The sequence below is a fragment of the Halorubrum rutilum genome (genome assembly GCF_024494565.1).
Map to the genome: position 1 here is coordinate 12,129 of NZ_JANHDN010000006.1, position 17,803 is coordinate 29,931.

The 17,803-nt window shown below is 55.3% G+C and carries 15 protein-coding genes; 5 read left to right on the plus strand and 10 right to left on the minus strand.

Annotated elements, in window-relative coordinates; translation table 11 throughout:
- Positions 1 to 2: 2 nt before the first annotated feature.
- The 4 genes from NO900_RS13030 (at position 3) to NO900_RS13045 (ending at position 4,214) form a co-directional block, all read left to right on the plus strand.
- Positions 3 to 911 carry a hypothetical protein gene (locus NO900_RS13030; RefSeq protein WP_256409655.1) on the plus strand — a complete coding sequence of 303 codons (909 nt, stop codon included), beginning with the start codon at positions 3 to 5 and terminating at the stop codon, positions 909 to 911.
- 260 nt (positions 912 to 1,171) lie between these two features.
- The gene (locus NO900_RS13035; RefSeq protein ID WP_256409656.1) at positions 1,172 to 2,542 is read left to right on the plus strand and encodes a cytochrome P450; all 1,371 of its coding nucleotides are present in this window, start codon (positions 1,172 to 1,174) and stop codon (positions 2,540 to 2,542) included.
- Positions 2,543 to 2,808: 266 nt separating this feature from the next.
- On the plus strand, positions 2,809 to 3,252 hold the full coding sequence (locus tag NO900_RS13040) for a DoxX family protein (RefSeq protein ID WP_256409657.1): 444 nt from the start codon (positions 2,809 to 2,811) through the stop codon (positions 3,250 to 3,252).
- Positions 3,249 to 4,214: a hypothetical protein gene (locus tag NO900_RS13045; protein WP_256409658.1), complete on the plus strand. Its 966-nt coding sequence runs from the start codon at positions 3,249 to 3,251 to the stop codon at positions 4,212 to 4,214. The genes NO900_RS13040 and NO900_RS13045 overlap by 4 nt, the downstream gene beginning before the upstream one ends.
- Positions 4,215 to 4,348: 134 nt before the next feature.
- On the opposite strand, the gene NO900_RS13050 is transcribed toward NO900_RS13045, so the two are convergent.
- The gene (locus NO900_RS13050; protein ID WP_256409659.1) at positions 4,349 to 5,140 is read right to left on the minus strand and encodes an alpha/beta fold hydrolase; all 792 of its coding nucleotides are present in this window, start codon (positions 5,138 to 5,140) and stop codon (positions 4,349 to 4,351) included.
- A gap of 116 nt (positions 5,141 to 5,256) precedes the next feature.
- Between NO900_RS13050 and NO900_RS13055 the strand changes: the two genes are divergently transcribed.
- Positions 5,257 to 5,943 carry a helix-turn-helix domain-containing protein gene (locus NO900_RS13055; protein WP_256409660.1) on the plus strand — a complete coding sequence of 229 codons (687 nt, stop codon included), beginning with the start codon at positions 5,257 to 5,259 and terminating at the stop codon, positions 5,941 to 5,943.
- A gap of 606 nt (positions 5,944 to 6,549) precedes the next feature.
- On the opposite strand, the gene NO900_RS13060 is transcribed toward NO900_RS13055, so the two are convergent.
- The 9 genes from NO900_RS13060 to NO900_RS13100 all read right to left on the minus strand — a co-directional run bounded on the left by NO900_RS13060 (position 6,550) and on the right by NO900_RS13100 (position 17,570).
- On the minus strand, positions 6,550 to 8,247 hold the full coding sequence (locus tag NO900_RS13060) for a sugar-transfer associated ATP-grasp domain-containing protein (RefSeq protein ID WP_256409661.1): 1,698 nt from the start codon (positions 8,245 to 8,247) through the stop codon (positions 6,550 to 6,552).
- A 722-nt stretch (positions 8,248 to 8,969) separates the two neighbouring features.
- Positions 8,970 to 10,244, minus strand: coding sequence for an orc1/cdc6 family replication initiation protein (locus NO900_RS13065; protein ID WP_256409834.1), 1,275 nt, complete (start codon positions 10,242 to 10,244; stop codon positions 8,970 to 8,972).
- Positions 10,245 to 11,246: 1,002 nt separating this feature from the next.
- Positions 11,247 to 12,773, minus strand: coding sequence for a sodium:solute symporter family transporter (locus tag NO900_RS13070; protein WP_256409662.1), 1,527 nt, complete (start codon positions 12,771 to 12,773; stop codon positions 11,247 to 11,249).
- Positions 12,770 to 13,234 carry a hypothetical protein gene (locus NO900_RS13075; RefSeq protein WP_256409663.1) on the minus strand — a complete coding sequence of 155 codons (465 nt, stop codon included), beginning with the start codon at positions 13,232 to 13,234 and terminating at the stop codon, positions 12,770 to 12,772. The genes NO900_RS13070 and NO900_RS13075 overlap by 4 nt, the downstream gene beginning before the upstream one ends.
- Before the next feature lie 51 nt (positions 13,235 to 13,285).
- On the minus strand, positions 13,286 to 13,738 hold the full coding sequence (locus tag NO900_RS13080) for a hypothetical protein (protein WP_256409664.1): 453 nt from the start codon (positions 13,736 to 13,738) through the stop codon (positions 13,286 to 13,288).
- Positions 13,731 to 14,105: an AtuA-related protein gene (locus tag NO900_RS13085; protein ID WP_256409665.1), complete on the minus strand. Its 375-nt coding sequence runs from the start codon at positions 14,103 to 14,105 to the stop codon at positions 13,731 to 13,733. The genes NO900_RS13080 and NO900_RS13085 overlap by 8 nt, the downstream gene beginning before the upstream one ends.
- Positions 14,098 to 15,450, minus strand: a complete 1,353-nt coding sequence (locus NO900_RS13090; protein ID WP_256409666.1) for an acyclic terpene utilization AtuA family protein — start codon at positions 15,448 to 15,450, stop codon at positions 14,098 to 14,100. The genes NO900_RS13085 and NO900_RS13090 overlap by 8 nt, the downstream gene beginning before the upstream one ends.
- Positions 15,447 to 16,820, minus strand: a complete 1,374-nt coding sequence (locus NO900_RS13095) for a hydroxymethylglutaryl-CoA reductase, degradative (RefSeq protein ID WP_256409835.1) — start codon at positions 16,818 to 16,820, stop codon at positions 15,447 to 15,449. The genes NO900_RS13090 and NO900_RS13095 overlap by 4 nt, the downstream gene beginning before the upstream one ends.
- Positions 16,821 to 16,904: 84 nt before the next feature.
- Positions 16,905 to 17,570, minus strand: a complete 666-nt coding sequence (locus NO900_RS13100; RefSeq protein WP_256409667.1) for an HD domain-containing protein — start codon at positions 17,568 to 17,570, stop codon at positions 16,905 to 16,907.
- Positions 17,571 to 17,803 lie beyond the last annotated feature (233 nt).

Sequence of the window (17,803 nt, forward strand, 5' to 3'; positions counted from 1 at the left end):
TCATGAACCGGCGGACATTCGTGACGGGAACGGCGCTCGCAGTTCCCAGTGGATTCGCTGGCTGTATTGAAGAAACGTTTAGCACTGATGACACCCGCCCGGACCCGGGTGACATCTCCGTCGACGGGCGACTACACAACGAGACGGATGATCCTCACGTGTTCGAAGTGAAGGCGGAAACCGACGACGGATACGACCTCGTCAGTGACTCTTTTGAGGTCCCCGGCGGTGGGACGGAAACGATTCCGGGGATCGGAGTTCCGGGGGCCACCCACACGTTCACTATAGCCGTTAACGAGACGGAACGCTCCGAGACGCTCACGCTTGATATCGAACCGGCGGACCACGTCGTGGATGGCTACGTTGATATCCGATACGGGACAACCGGTGAGATCGAACTATCGGTCACGCCACGAAGCGAGTCCACAGATCCTGATTCGGTCCCGAACCTGAGCGGATACACCGTGAGTGACGTCGCTATCACGCCGAATGTGGAGCGGGAATCAGATCAGGACTCATGGGGGATTTTTGTTGCCAGTCGGAGTGTCGCCGCCGAGTACTTCGATATCGATGATAATAGATCCGGCGAAGTAGGGGGGTTTGTCGCCGAGACGGCCTTTGAGGACGGCGAGCGCCTCGTGTACGTACAGGCATATGCGCCACAGACGTGTTATGAGCTGGTACTAGGAGACGAACCGTCCATCGACGCGAATGGGCTGCCGGTTGTCGATACGGAGTTAACCCGAACGAAACCGATCGGTGAACCATGCGAAGATGCTATCACGCCTGTTGATCTATTGGTGCGGCTTTCGTTCGATCCCGATGGCCCACCGGCTGATGTCATCGTTATTCAGATCGCTGATTCGGCCGGGACGGAGCAGGAAGGCTTCCAACTCGAGGCCGAACAGTGACCACCGGGCACCGGTTGAATTAGGTATCAATGTGACCGATGACTCTCTGTCTGAAGATAGACTCGGGACGCAAAGGATATCGACTAGCTGGTTCCGAACTCACCAACCTATTAGGGAAAATTTCAACGTGGTCTCGGTGGCAGGACAGCGTGTACTGTCACCCCGACCACCGTTCGTGATAGAACCAGTCGGACAACATCGTCACGAAAGCATCTGGGAGCCCGAAAAAAGGAAATCTCAAACACACAGCACACACGGCAATGACAGACAATTCGACGAACGACACCGAGCAGCAGAGAACCCTCCCCCCGAAGCGGTCGGGCGTTCCGTTTTTGGGAAGTGCAGTCTCGTTTGCGCGTGACCCGTATACGTTCTATGAGGACCTCGCAACGCGGGGCGACATTGTACGGTTCTCGATGGGGAGTACAGAACTGGCAGCCGTGTTTCATCCGTCCGATATCAAGCAGGTATTGGTAGAGGAAGTCGAGAGATACCGAAAGCCAGCTGACGCCAGAGGCGTTGATATCCTCTCTGAAGGGTTGTTACTGAGCGATGGCGAGCGGTGGCGACAGCAGCGGAAACGACTTCAGCCACTGTTCTATCAGGACCGCATCGAGGCCTACGCCGAGACGATGGGAACGTACGCGGCTGCCTCTGCAGACGAGTGGGCAGCGTCTGACGGGGCGGTGGACCTGACCGAGGTAACTTCAGCGTATACGCTTCGAGTGCTCGGGAAAACGTTGTTTGGCATCGAAGCTGAGAAGCATCGTCAAGCGATACGCGCAGGAGCCGAAGCGATCCGTGAGCGGAGTAGTGAAAGCCCAGTCGCCGTCGACGTTCCGAAGTGGGTCCCCACGCCTAGCAACCGTCGGTACCAACGAGGTATCGCTGAACTTGAAACTGTGATCAATGATCTTCTCGCGGACCGCTCCGCCGATACAGATGGGAATGACCTCTTGTCACTACTCATCGCGGCGACGGACGACGATGGGAACGGCCCCACGGCGGGTGAGATTCGCAGCCAGCTTGCGACATTCCTGTTTGCCGGTCATGAGACCAGTGCGAGTGCGTTGACGTGGGCGCTATACGAACTCGGGCGGAGTCCTGACGTGGCCGACCGGCTCAGGAATGAGGTTGACGAGGTTGTCGACGGTCCTTACGCGAGAGTTCCGGATCTGCCGGCGTTGGAGTACACCGAACAAGTGATTCAGGAGACATTACGTCGGTATCCGCCCGCAGCGGCGATCTTTCGAGAGACGGACACCGGTGTTTCACTCGGTGGGTATCGGTTGCCAAAAGACACGTACATCGTCCTTCCACAATTTTACGTTCACACAGACGAGCGCTGGTGGGACGACCCATTGGAGTTCGATCCATCGAGGTGGGACAGGATCTCAGATCCGCCGGGCAATCGTCCAGAGTATGCGTATTTCCCGTTCGGTGGTGGCCCTCGACATTGCATCGGAATGCGGTTCGCACGGATGGAACTCAAACTGGCACTCGCAACGATCGCACGCCACTGTCACGTCGATCACCGGTATGAGACGATAGACGTTGATATCGGGTCAACAGTGTCACCAGCCGAACCGATCGAGGTACGATTCGAACAGCGAGACACGACCGGAAAGTAACAATATCAAATGACGGCGTTGACTGTAAGTCATTTCTCTGAATAACAGGTTATCCCTCCGTTCATACGTTATTTTCTCAATTTCGCCCAACATGTTGGGCAAATTCTCATCACGCTTTCCGGCACACTACGGACTGCGATGTCACTGAGACAGCAGTTGTCGACGCAAAGCGAACAACGAACGACTGTACTAGTCGTCGCCCGTGCAGACCATCTACGTGAGGCTAACCGGGAGCAGGTATGTGCACGGTCCACGGAGGGTCACCAATGAGATCCGTGAACGCTCTCGATAAGCGGTTCCGGCGGCTCCTGCCGGTCATTTTACGCGTGCTCGCCGTCACGATAACGCTGTATCCGGCCGTCCGGAAGTTCTCCGAGTACTCGTACCGTGTGACTCAATTCGAGGCGTACGGGATCCCCCTGCCCGGACTCGCCGTTCTGGTGACGGGCGTCGTTGAATTCGTCGCCATCGTTTTGATCGGGTTCGGAGTCGGCGGTCGAATTGGGGGGAGCGCCCTTGCATTCGGCATGATCGTTGCCATCGTCGCTGCGGGGCCGAATCCGTTTAGCGTACTGGTGCTGTTCGCGTCGCTCGGAATCGTGCTGCTCGGAACGGGGCCCTACTCCTACTGGGACCCCACCGTCGGCGAATTACTCGCCGGTCTGACAACTGGCTTACCCACCGCAACTGTCGGGAGTGATAGTAAATGAACGCGAACCCGTTCCGCTCAGCCTATCGGACCGGCGTTACCGTCCTGATGGAGCTCTACGCCCGCAATCGAATTCTGTGTCTCGTTGCGGTAGCCAATCTGAGTTTAGCGGTGGTGTTCACGGCTCTGATGGCACTTGACGGTCGGACGGTCCTCGGTCGAAACGTCTGGACTAAACCGTGGAAGTTCGCTACCTCCATCGCCGTCTTCACAGGGACAATGGGCTGGATACTGCCGTCATTATCGCTATCCATCCGAGTTGAGCGGCTGGCGACGACGGTCATTGGGGGCGCAATGACGATCGAAATCGTGCTGATATCGACGCAGGCCGCCCGTGGCGTCGCCTCACACTTCAACGATACGACACTACTGAATACGGTAGTCTATGCCGTCATGGGAATCACGATCACGATCAGTTCACTCGTCGTCGCCTACGTCCTTTGGCGCGTCGTCAGGAATCCACCGGACCTCGCGCCCGCGTATCTGTGGGGGGTCGCAATCGGAATGTTCGTGTTCGTCATTGCGAGTTTCGAGGGATGGCTCATGGTTTCGGAAGGCGGTCACGGCGTCGGTGTTGCTAACGACGCTCGCGGACTTCCACTATTAAATTGGAGTGTCACCGGGGGTGACCTCCGGGTGGCTCACTTTGTCGGGCTTCACGCATTACAGGTGGTGCCGCTGGCGGGCTACGTGTTGTCCGGCTGGGAGACACTCGCTCCACGTGAATCAGTTATTGCTGTCAGTAGTATCGGTATACTCTACGGTGGGATTACGCTCGTAACATTCATTCAAGCGGTACTGGGCCATTCACTCATCAGTTCGCTGATTATTCCGTGGCTGCCGCCGAGCTTCGGCGCAGGAATTGTTCTAGTCGGAGTCATATGTGGAACGGTGTTGCTTGCAGCGACGTGGCAGCGAGCAGAGCGAACCGACGAAACTAGTCCACCCAAGACGGGGTTTTGAGCTATCAGTAGAGTGGCTTTGATAACGGCGGTCTAACTATACAGAATTACGAGTAGGCAAGCCGGGTGCTTCGAGGCGTTACCCCGTGGCGATTCAGCAATTGCTTCATCTTGGGAGCCGGTTCGTTCAGGCTACTAGATACTGTCGAGGAAGGCGTCCACTTCTGCTGCGGTTCGCTCTGGCGCTTCGCTCGGACCGCTGTGACTCACGCCGTCGAACTCCACAAGTCGGCTGTGCGGCAGCGCGTTGTGTACGGCACGGGCGCTCTTTCGGAGGAACGCCGGCCCGTCGGTTCCGGTCATCACGAGCACTGGCGCTGCAACGTCAAGACTGTCCGGTAGCTGATACTGCTCGACGGAACGATTCATCCGGACGACCTCTTCGGCGAGGTCCACGCAGTCGGGCCACACCGGCCAGTCCGCCAACCACGCGTCGAGATCCTCAATACCGTCCGGATGGAGGACGTGCTCGATATAGCGTTTCACTGCTTCGTCACGTTCACCGTCTGCGACGAGCGCCGCCATTCGATCGGCGAGGTCGGCTTCACGTCGGTAATCGTCCGGGAGGACGGCCGGCTCGTATACGATGACCGCTTCGACTGCTGCGTCCGTTGCGGCCTCAATTGCCGTCAGCCCACCGTAAGAGTGTCCAAAAAGGATCGGCTCACCGTCGACGGCGTCGACGAGCGTGCGGACGTACTGGGCCTCTCGAGTCAGTATCTCAGCGGCGCTCGTTTCGGCCGGATCGTCGAGACACGTCCCAAAGCCGGGGCGCTCCGGAATCACGGCCGCGTGCTCCTCGACGTACGGCAAAACCGCATTCCAGTACTGGCGGGGCGCCATCCCGCCGTGAAGACAAATAACCGGCTCGCCGTTTCCGTGCTGTTCGTACGCGATTTCACTCTCGGCGACGTGCTGTGACGACATCGGGCGACTCCGGGTTCGGGACTGACGCGAGTAAGCGATTCTCTCAGTGATACGGGCGTTTTAATACTATTAAATGGGTCCGACATCTCCATTACGAGCGATTAGATCAATAACATATGGGACTCGTCGCCGAGTTTGACATCGATTGCCAAGCGTTACCGCTTACAGGAGTGGCTACGAGCACTACCGAAGCAACGTTTGAGCTTGAGATGCAGTACAACCACGGGAAGAGACCCGTATTCCTTGTCACCGTGCAGGGCGGCTCGCAGACAGATATCGAGGCTGCCCTCACGGAGGCGCACGACGTCGCAGAGTGGGCGCTCGTCGGACAGGCCGGTGACACGCGCCGATACCAAGCGTTTCCGGCGCTCAGTTTCGAAGAGCAGCTCGGCGATCATATCGACGACCTCACGGGACTCGAAACACTCGCAACGGTCGACGCGATCATCGAGCAGATAGACGTGGTATCACGCGGCTGGCGACAGACTGGGTGGTTCGCTGACCGCGCTGCGTTCACGGAATTCTCCTCGTTCTGGCAGCGGAACGCCGATTTTCGATTACACCGTCTCACGCGAGACGGCGAGTCCGAGCCGGCCGGTGACGGACTGACGGATCGCCAAGATGAGGCACTGCGAATCGCCTACGAACGAGGGTACTTCGACATTCCTCGACAGGCGTCTCTCGAGGATATCGCCGTGGAACTAGATATCTCCCCATCGTCGCTTTCCGAACGGCTCCGCCGAGCCCAGACTCGACTCATAGAAGAGACGGTTGCGACGACGTGGCCGCCGCTCCCTGATTGAGCGGAAATAAAGCAGTCGCAAGCGAGACTGAGATCACAAGCACTCACCCGTTTAGCATCGGTGGCCCTCTGGACGTCCCTGTTGTCAAATACAGGAGAGGATCAACAGTGAGTAAATACTTCATCGATCCTTTGGATCTCACATGCTGTTTCTGACACAGTGTGAGTGGGACAGTGACGTGTGTCGGTTTGTGGATCGCCTGAATCAACCGCAACCGGGGAGAGCGATCACCCGCTGCGGGTCTCAGTAAAGCCTTTGTGATCTATTAGTCGAAGTCGAGTTTCAGTGGGATATGTCGTCATGGCCACCATAGACAAGTAACCTGTTGACGGGTATAGGCCTGCGATTCCTATTTTGAATCGCGATCTCCAAAGATCCCGTAAAACTGTGCTACACGATACACAGCGAAGGCAGTAAACACGAGAGGCATCCCTGTAAAGAAGATCAGGATTAGCTCTTCGCGAGTGAGTAGACCGGTGATGGCCGTCCGAGCGACTCCGGGTAGTCCTGCGAGGACAATAGGGATGAACAGGAGGATACTGAACAGTAAAGCGGCTGTGAGTTGCGTGTACGGCCACGCGTTGTCACCAACTTCTCGCGATGACATCAGATCTCCACCTCACTAGGAGTCTTGCGCTCTGCAGGTGGTTGCTCAACCATCTTCCAGTCCTGTTTCGCCCATTCTTGCGAGCGGAGCACGCGATTGTACGCAGATTGGAATTGGTCTGGATCACCGTGCGCTTCGACGTAGCGAAGGCGGTGTAGCAAGCCGTCCATATTCGCGTTCTGGATGCCGAGACCGGGACGTCGATTCACTTCAAGCACCATTGGACCATCGTGTTTATCGAAGACAACATCTACGCCAGTGAACCCTAGGCCGCTCGAGATGGCTGCCTGAGAAGCCATTGTGAGGACGTCTTCCCAGTCAGGAATGCTGAATTCGAGATCGGCTCCCGAATCAGGGTGAGAGTCAATGAATTCATTGTGAGTCTGCTGGTACCCACCGGACGCTTCACCAGTTGCAATATCGATAGCGACGGCGACAGCACCCGTGTGGATATTCGCAGTTCCGTTTGATTCCTCGGTCGGGAGTCGAACCATCGACATCACCGGAAAGCCGAGGAGAGTAATGACTCGAAGGTCGGGGACTCCACCTGTTGTTCGGTCCGCTAGCAATCCATCAGGTGTGATGAACCCCTCGACGAGGGCCTCTCTTCGAGCACCATAATCACTGACACCACCGACACAGATATTTCGAGTATGAGCCACGATTTCATCAGCTGTTAGCCGCCCACGGTTCGTGAGAAATTCGTTGGTCTCCTCGTCGCGACCACGAACAGCGAGTACGTCACGGCCACCGGAGCCATCAATCGGCTTGATGGCGAACTTGCCCTGTGTCTCGAGAAACGTTTGAAGTTCCTGGAAATCGGACTCATCCTCAGCGATGAGATAGGTGGCAGGCGTGGGAATCGAAAGCCCGTGAAGAGTTTTCTTCATCTTGCCTTTATTGAACGCCGCCATGACCGACGTGGGGTTGTATTTGCTGATGAACTCTCGATTTCTGATGCGCATCGTGAGAATGTTACCGGCATTTTCTGCCCCAAGAGAGCGCCGTAATGTTCTGAATCGGAGATATTCGCCGAGACGAGTATCAGTGGCCGTCCCGAGGAAAATGTTGATAGCTACAAGTGCAACCCACAGCTCCGGAGAACGGATAACGAATCCGACGAGTGGCTCGGAGGTGATAATAAAGAACGCTGCAGCGATACTGATAATTGTCGCAGCGAGGCGGCGTGTCGCAGGCGGCCACCCGGTTTCGGTGAGACTCCCGACGAATCGTTCAGCGTACCAAGTGGTCAACACCACTGGGAAGAGAATAATCGCTTGAAGCGATGAGAGATCCTGGAGTTGACCAGCGGCTTCGATTACAAACAGGCCAATAGCTGCGACGACGAGGAGTGACGCCACACGGTGGGCGGTTCCGAGGTCCAAGTCACTGATTGCGACACGGGCGAGTGACGTGATAATGAAAATGTAGGCGATTACAATAAACCCCCAAAACGGTCCAATAACCACCCACGAAAAGGAGAGAATTACTGGCCCGAACACGCCGAAGGTGCTCATACCCAGTTCATTCCGAAGGATCGCGATAACCGTCCCCGCGATCATCAGCTGGAAGGCAAAGTCAATATCCTGAGCTACCGGTACAAACAAATCAGAATTTGCCCGAAAAAACACGGCAACGACTGCAAGCCCAAACAGAAGCACCAAACTGGGGAGATGCTGTCTGAGATCTAGATCCACGAGTTACCTACGAATATGTCGCAAAGTATGGTCTGACTACTCTCTTCATTCTGGGATGAGATGATCCTCTCACACCCATTCACGAGAACGCATCTGAAGCACATTGTCTGTCTATCAATTCGCGTATGAATATTTAAACTAATCTCTCCCTTGCTATTGTCACTGGAGTAAAATCACCATATGCTAGTCGAGATACCAATCCGGTAGTCACTCTGAGTACCTTTCAGTTGCAGAAAATAAATCCCTGCGCTGAGCGATTCGTGAGTTCCCTGTATAGACCAGAACCCAGTTCGGATATATCACTGTCTGAGGATTTCAACGAAGCCTTCTCGTTCTGTATGTTCTCCAATTGATACGATTTGCTCACAGCTTATTTTCCCAAACAGGTCATTCGGCGTGGGGTCAGTTCCGTCGGTAGTCCTGAATGCTAGAATCTGGAGCTGGAGCCGTTGTAAATGCTGATTTCATATCGATAGAGGTGTGTGAGCGAATGTGGTATAGAACACATCGATAGAGGGGTGTGGTCAGCGACGAAACACAGAACACATCGATAGAGGGGTGTGTGAAATCCGATACGTGTTAATCTAGCTGCACATGAGAGGTGGTAACAGCCAGAATAGACACTTCGATAGAGGGGTGTCTTCCGACGGGACTCGCAATGTCATCGAAAAGCATCCGGGCCGAATTGAGGAGCAAGCTCTACGCTTCAGCGCAAGGGGGATTCACGTCTGGTTTCGGATCTGTGCTTTGACCACTGACTCAACCTCGCTTTCAGAGACCATCTCTATCCGGGAGTCTTCACGAAGGGTTTCGAGTATTGTGGCCGGCCGTTCACCGAACTGAAATTCGAGGAACATACCGGAACTCGGCCCGTGACTCCGCCGTTCGAAATCGACGAGTGAGTACGTCGTGAGCTCTTTCATTTTGTTCACGTAGGTTTCTTGATGATACTGGTCAGCGTCGATTGCTTCGGTTAGATACTGATACACACGGTAGCCGGTTGTGCTTCGAGCTGTCCCAGCCTCGGTTTGAGCTGCAACGGCTGCGGTTGCGTACAGACACAGCTTCTTTTGGGTGCTGATCCCACGGACAACCTCTAACACGCGGTTTTTTTCGACTTTCTGCTGTGCAGCCCGGACGTGTTTCTCTCGAACGCGGCCATCGCCTTCGCGCTCAGCGAGCTCGCCGGCGACACGCATGAGGTCGATTGCCTTCCGGGCGTCACCGTGCGTTTGGGCGGCAAACGCCGCAGCAAGCGGAATCACGTCATCATCAACGACATCATCGTGAAACGCGTCTTGTCGACGGCGGAGAATCGCTTTGAGCTCGTCAGCGTCGTAATCATCGAAGTGGACGTCTTCAGGGGTAAACGAACTAATCGCTCGGCTCCCGACTGAGTCCATCATTTTAGTATCATTCGAGATAGCAACGACAGAAATAAACGCATCAAGTTCGTCGTCTGCCCCGGCACGTGAGAGTTGATATAATAACCGTGAGAACGCAGGATCCTGCTTATCTCGCCGACCGACAAGCATATCCAACTCGTCTAAGACGAACACGGCAGAGTCGAAATTCTCGTTGACAATCCGATACAGCTCATCCCACTTTTCTTTCGTCGCAACACCGTGTTTTGGAACTTGAACATCAACGCCCGCCTCAGCAGCTGCCTGCTGGGCGAGTTCATACACTGCCACACCAAGGGTATCGAGATCCTGGCAGTTCACCTCGATTGTCCCGAAGCTGATGTCGCGGGACTCACAGATGCGGCTAATGTTGTTACAGACTGCCTTGGTGATGAGCGATTTACCTGTCCCCGATGGCCCATACAAAAACAGATTCGGTGGGCGGTTGTCACCAAGCGCAACACGGAGCATCTTCGTCACCTCCTGTAGCTGCTCGTCACGTCCCACAATACGGTCTTCTTCGACCACAAAATTGGGATCCAGAAGCGACCGATCACGAATAAGTCCCTGTTGTTCATCAAATTCTAAAAGCATATCCTCAATTGATTGTGGCGCGTCTCCCGTCGTCTCATCCGCTACTTGCTCCTCAGCACCTGTCGGTGAATCCTCAGCTCCCGACCGTGAGTCAGCGGCACGTGACAAATCTGCCTGTGCCGGTGTCTCATCGTTATGTGACTCCGGTGTAGACGGTGGATCCTCGGAGTCGTCAATACCCATACTCATCGTGACATCGGCTGGTCTGAAAAAGGTTCCCCACCTCTATCGAAGTGTGATTCCCTGTTATGTGCGACAAAAGGAGGAAATTCAGACTAGAGTGTCGTTTGAAGTGTGTCGAAACAGTATCCAGTAACGATGTGTTTCTCGATGTTGTGAACACACACACCCCTCTATCGATGTGTTCGACGTACTCCAAGGCAGCGAGTAGTTGTCGACCGAAATCCCGAGTAGCCGCCACTACGGATAGAAACCGGAGTATAGCCTATCTCGATTGGTGTGAACGGCTCATAAAGCGGTCGTTCGTGTCTTCTTCTTCTTTCTATAACAAGAACAAACACACACCCCTCTATCGATGTGTTCGATGTGTTGAGTCAGCATAATTTCTGTGGGTATTCAGACAACGTGATCCGTGGCAGACGAAGAAGCTACAGACGGCCTAGAGAGCCTTTCTCAACGGTAGTCGGCCGGCTTGAAGGCCAAACCGAGGTTGATTCGATGATATTGCCAGCGTGATGCTCTTGGTTGAAACACATCGATAGAGGGGTGTGTGTCCATACGGATGCCTTTCGACTATTGTCCTCGACCTTCAGGAGTCCGAGATTTCCCTCGATTTGTTGTGTGTCATCTCGATAGACCCGAACAGGCACGACCACTATATTCACTCAACGTATTCTGATCGCGAACACATCGATAGAGGGGTGTCTCCGTATGTAGGATAGCCTTCGCACCCACTTTTTGTGGAAGATAAACACGATACAGAGATATGATGGCCGCGTGAAATATGCTACAGTCGAAAAAATCCCCGCAATGGTCAGCCGATTACGATTCGATGACGCGTTCGATATCGTCGTCGATATCGTCACGAGCCTTGCTGTTCGTGACGAGGCTCACAGCGATCATTACGACTATGGCCACGAGAAGTGTAAGCGCTTCAGCCGCGGAGCCATGTGGTAGCGAGAAGCCGTAGAACTGGACAGCAATAGCCAGACTAAGATTTCCAAACAATGCAACCACACCAGCGGCTATCGCACCTTCTGTGGTCGCCCCTTTCCAATTCAAACCGATTCCGAGCAGGGGAACGATGGCAGCGGCGAACAATCCCCATCCGACAACGCCGAGGAGACCGACTAAGATCTCAACGTAGTAGACGAGTAGCACCGACACTAGGATGATCAAGGCGGTCGCCACGCGGTGGGCGCGTAACTCCTGTCGGTCTGAGTCGTACTCGAACCCTAGGCTTTCCGGGATGTCTCGTGCAAGATTCGCAGCGCCGATGTTGATGAACGCGTCGCTGGTGCTCATCACTGCGCCGACAGCAGCGGCTAACACGACGCCTGCCACGATCGCTGGCGTGAATTCGACGAGAAAGATTGGAGCGGCATTGTCTGGGTTTGAGAGTTCAGCGAACTGTCCAGTTTCCACGAGCGATCGCATGCCGACACCAAGTGCGAGCATCATGAGAGACGCCGCGAAGTAGGATAGCGCGGCGATAGGCGCTCCCCACTTCAGTAGCTTCGGGTCACGCAGCATATACAGTTTGTGTGCCATGTGTGGCTGCCCGGAGTTCCCAACGAGGAACAAGAAGTACCAGGTAAGTCCGAGCATAATCGGGAACGCGCCGAATGCGCCGGCGAGTTCTGGAATTTGACTGCTTAGCTCACTGTTCATTGTGCTGAAGCCGTTGACTGTGTTCAACGCTAGGAAAAAGACAACAACACTGCCGACCACCATGATCCCACCCTGGATGAGATCAGTAAACACCCCAGCAACCATGCCGCCACCAATTGTGTACACCGAGATGACAGCGAGTCCGATCACGAGTGCAACGACTTCGCTCACTCCAAGCACTGTTTGGAGTACAAACGCGATAGCGAGAAACTGAACACCGAGATACGAAATGACACCTAGCAGTACTGAAAGAGATACTAATAGTCGGACTGCCTGGCTGTCGAATCGGGCAACAGCGGCGTCGGGGATCGTGAATATCTCACGGGCCTCAGCCATCAACCGCATTTTTTTGCCGAGTACGAACCATGACACTGGGAACGCAAGCGGTGCAACGATAGCGATCCACAGGAACCCGTACCCGCCGTCGTAGAACAGTCCGGGGCCGCCGATGAAGCCGAACCCGCTCATGATCGAGGCGAAGGCAGCAAACGCAACTGCCCAGATACCGAATCGCTTCCCGGCGATCAGGAAGTCTGACGTCGATTTTGTCTGACCAGTTGCCCAGATACCGATCACTGCAATCCCGACTAAGTACACCGCAACGATACCGACGATGACTGGGTTCATCGTCTCTGTCGTCGAGACTTGCGTCAAGGCGGCTGCAAGGGTGTCAATCATTTATTTCCCTCCTCGTCGGACCCCATCGTGCGGAACTCCGCTACTTGATCTTTGTCCCAAATGTACTTACTGAAGAGATACGGATACGCGAACATCAGGTATAACGCGGGTGGCATCCACAACACATAGACGACGACTGCTGTCGCCCGAGGGAATCCGAGCCAGTACGTCGGATCAGTGTATGCGGGATTCTGGAAGTGAAAATGCCATAACAACGCAAACGCAACACCGAGGATTAGCCACAACCCAGCTACCATTAGTTTGAACACCTTCGTGTCGTGACGCTGCTCGGACGATTGTACGCCTAACAGCACGTACAACCCAATAAACGCCACTGCACTCCCTGAGAACACGATCTGTCCAACCTGCCCGCCGAAGTACATCGCCACGAGCATTATCACCGCAGCTAGCAATCCTCCGACGACATACTTGTCTTCGCTGGGATTGAAGTTGAGTGCCATACGTGACAGCCAATAACATGAATAAACGCTATATAAAAATAATGGAATATATTAACCTGAGTAACGTACTACATTATCTCCATACGTACCGCGTGCCCATTCGGCGAAGTCGCTGGCATCGTACGTTCGGGAAAAATGATAGAACTCTAATTGTGTTTTTTCTGTGTCAACACTAAGTCTCGGCTTGCGGATCCACGATCCCTCTCGGATTCGGATCTCACACACTTCAGACAACGAAATCACGTCATTATGCTCATCGGCAAGAATCACAGACTCTGGTTCCATCGCGTTTTCCCGACCAATCTCCGTTGCACGCCGCTCACGACCGTCCTGCCGGAGAAGAAACGACTTGTATGACTCTCCTGCGAACACCATCAGCAACTGATCTGGCTCAAACAACAATTCATAGTGTTGGAACGACCGTGGTGACACTTGATACCACTGCGATTCCCACCATCGGGACGTTTCGAACCCTGTAACCCGGCCGGGGTCAACATCACTCATCGCGCTCCTCATCAGACTCCGGCGGCAGCTCAAGTCGGAGCACTGCGGCCGCATACGTTTTCCCTTGACTGTCATACCGGAGACTGAACTGTCCGCCACCGTCAAGTGCCTCACTAGCTACGAAATTGAACCCCGGTAGATTCGGCAGTCGATACCGAGTTACCGATCCGTCGATAAGCTCCCCAAACAGATCAGCGACGCGATCAGCGGTCAACTGCCTGTCCAGCCGACGGTATGCGGCATCGGACTCCGCAATAATTCCAATATTAACTGTATTTGCCTTATCACCAGATCGGCCGTACGCAATCTCGTCGACTCGGACTGCTTGCCCCAGCGACACCCCTGATCCGTCCCCGTCATCACTCATCGACACACACCTCAGGTTTAACCACTGATTTCGGCACCAGCGTCGGCCACACATCAATAATCGGGCGGGGACGCGGTCGCCCGCTGTCAGTGAGCCCGGTTACGCTTGGCGGACCGGCTAGTGACAGAGGAGCAAACTCAGTGCCTAACCGTCGAAGATCCTCGCGGTCCGGACCGCGGGCAGCAAACCGGAGTAACACCTCGTTGTGATCATCGCGGGCAGGCGCAGCCGGACCATGTGCGGCGTTATGTCCAACAAACTCCGCACGTGTGTCCCAAACTGTGAGACCCCGATCCTCGATCCGGGATTCGATCACCGACGCCGCGCGCTTCGCCTTCGCTAACGCATCCGGTCGAGAGTACAGCATATTCCCCGCGACACGGTACCCGTTTTCAAAATGTACACTCACTTTATATGAGTCCGGTGGCGCTGTCCCTTCACATCCTGTAACCGCCACCGTGTCTTCCCCGACATCCGTAATCTCAGGGGCAGTAAAATCTGCAGCAACATCTGGTGTCAGATACGCTCGTGGGTCACCGATCTCGTACACTAACTGCTGAGCGACCGTCGCCCGTGACACCTCTCCACCAGTACCGTCCGGTTTGGTGAGCTGTATCTCGCCGTCGGGCTCAACTGCCACGATCGGGTATCCAACGTCGTCGTACTCGATCATTTCCCACTCTCGCGTCGAGTTCCCACCTGTCACTTGCGTCCCGCACTCGATGAGATGTCCTGCAACGATTCCAGCTGCCAGCCGGTCGTACTGCTCTCGGCCCCACTCGTACTCATGGATCAGCGGGCCGAGCGCTAACGCCGGGTCAACCACACGCCCAGTAATGACCACGTCGGCACCCGAATCGAGCGCCGCCGCAACCGGGAACGCACCCAAATACGCCGCCGCGGTCACGACATCATCGGCCACGTCCTCATACCGTGTGTCGTCCTCGAAGGGCTCTAACTCGTGTCGAGTATGCAGCCGATCCAGCTGGTCAGTAATATCATCGCCGGTAACGGTAGCAACAGTCACATCCACTCCCTGCTCGGCGGCATGCTCACGGACCTGAGTTGCACACGACGACGGATTCAGCCCACCAGCGTTCGTCACTATGCGCACCTCACGGTCAACCAGCTCTGCCAGATGCTCAGCAATGACGTACTCAACGAAATCTGTCGCGTATCCCTTCTCCGGATCACGGTCGCGGAGCCGGTCGAGGATTCCCATCGTCACCTCTGCAAGATACTCCAACTGCAAGTATTCGAACTCAGCACCCGATGCTAACAGTCGTTCAGTCGCATCCGGGTAATCACCCCAGAACCCGGCAGCGTTGGCGATCCGAACTGTCATTCGGTTAACTCATCGATTAGTTCCTCTGCACGGTCCTGCCGTACCGCCTCCTCGGCAACCATCCGCGCCGCCACTTCGTCGACAAGATCATCCGGTGCACCCGCCTGTACCGCAATATTCTTCGCATGCAGACTCATATGACCGCGTTGAATCCCCTCACTCACGAGCGCACGAAGCCCCGCGAAATTCTGTGCGAGTCCGACGGCTGCAAACACCCCTGCGAGCTCGTCCGCAGAGTCCACGTCAAGCAACTCAAGTGCAGCCTCCGCCGTTGGTTGCAGCCGCGTCGCACCGCCGACAGTTCCGACTTGAATTGGGAGTTCAATACTACATGCGAGACGCCCGTCAGCATCGACTTCGTACGTTGTCAGCGGCCCGTATCCGTCCTGTGCCGCGTACGCATGTGCACCCGCCTCGATAGCCCGCCAGTCGTTGAATGTCGCCGTTGCGACTGCGTCAATTCCGTTCATGATCCCCTTGTTATGAGTTGCCGCACGGTATGGGTCACAAGCAGCGAACGCCCATGCATCCACGATCCGATCTCGGATTTCCTCACCAGACAGTGCCACGTCCTCTGTCTCTAGTGCATCCGGTTCGATCGTACACGTCGCACGAGCAAGTCGTCTGTCCGCGAGATTCGATAAAATCCGGAGTGATACGTCTCCCCCGGTCAATTCCTCGATCTCCGGTGCAAGTGCCTCCGCCATCGTGTTGACCGCGTTCCCACCCATCGCATCACGGACGTCAACGATCAAGTGTGTGATGAGCATCTCACCGCGTGGCGTGTCGATTACCCGGACTTGCACGTCCTCACACCCACCCCCGTGTTCGACTAACACCGGATCTTGCTCGTTAGCCAGCTCGATCAGGTCATCTGCCGCATCGAGTACCGTGGACTTCGCGTGATGTGGTGCCGGGACGTCTGTCGCTTGAATCTGCGCAATCATGATGGGTCCCGACACGTCGGTCGTGAACCCACCAGTCCCGCGAGCCATACGCGCGCCGAACGACGCAGCAGCGACGACACTTGTCTCTTCAACCGCCATAGGCACCAGCGTATCTTCGCTATCAATCTGGAAATTCGTCGCAATCCCGATTGGATACTCAAGCGTTCCGACAACGTTCTCGCTCACGGCGTCCGCACCGTCCACACCCAATTTTCCTCCCCGCAGTGATTCGACGGTCTCAGGGTCAACACCGGCGTCAATTAGCGCCTGTCGGCGCTCTGCGGGCGACCCTTTGTAGAAACCAGAGAGACGTGAATCCATGCAGGTGGGTCCGCTACTATCATCATTAATTTTGGGGGGACAGAACCACCACGACGAACCCGCCTCAGACTCCCACCGACACAGCCCGATTAACCGTTTCACGCCACAAAATACAGCCTCAACATTCCGCTCGGCAGGCAAACCAAAATCACTCGCTGACGGTCCCCTGGGTGGATTTTCCTGGATCTACTGCGTTCCTTCAGCTCCGATCTCATCATGGAACCGGGCGAGAAACTCATCCATGTACTCGGATCGTGACGCCCCAAGGTCCCGAGCCGGCTCCGTGTGCAGCGCCTCTAGGCGCTCGTCTGCCCACTTTCGAAGCACAGATACATCGTCTTGATCGGCCGTCACGGCTCTATTAGCTGTGAAATCATCAATAACAGCGTGCCGTTCGTCGCTCCGCCCAGATCGCTCTCCAATAATGCATGCAAGACGCGTCAGCCCGACGGCACCTGTCGCATCCAACTTATCAGCGTCAAACAACAGCTTCGCCTCAATCGTTTCCGCATCAGGAGAACTCGCTCGAATGCTGTGCGTTCGAATGCAGTGCTGTATTGCTTTGATATCTGCTTCAGGAACCCCTTCTGCAGCAAGTAACTCCCCAGCCTCATGCGTCGCCCACACAGCATGATCGTCGATATCATCAGTCCGCTCACGGGGACGACCAATATCGTGTAACCACGCCGCCGCAGCGAGTACATCCGTCTCGACACGCCGATCAACATCAGATGCGAGACGAAGAGCAACATCGTGGACCCGGTTTGCATGAAATTCATCATGTGCGGGCAGCGCATCATCATAATACGGGACCGCAAGCGTTCGCGCAAGTGAACCCAGATCGTCAGACACAGCTACGTGTACTCTGAACGACCGCATATTCGTTATGGTACGATACACTGTCCGCCACATCAGAACACCGTACATTAGCTAGTCGCTTCGCTATCGGGATCACGACGCGTGAAGGCCATCTCGTGGGCTTTCGCTGTTGCATCAAACACCTCGCCGACAACATATCTCGGAACCCGAACTGCAGCGCTTCCAAAGTGGCAGTATTAGGTTGGGCAACAGACCACGTTGGTTCG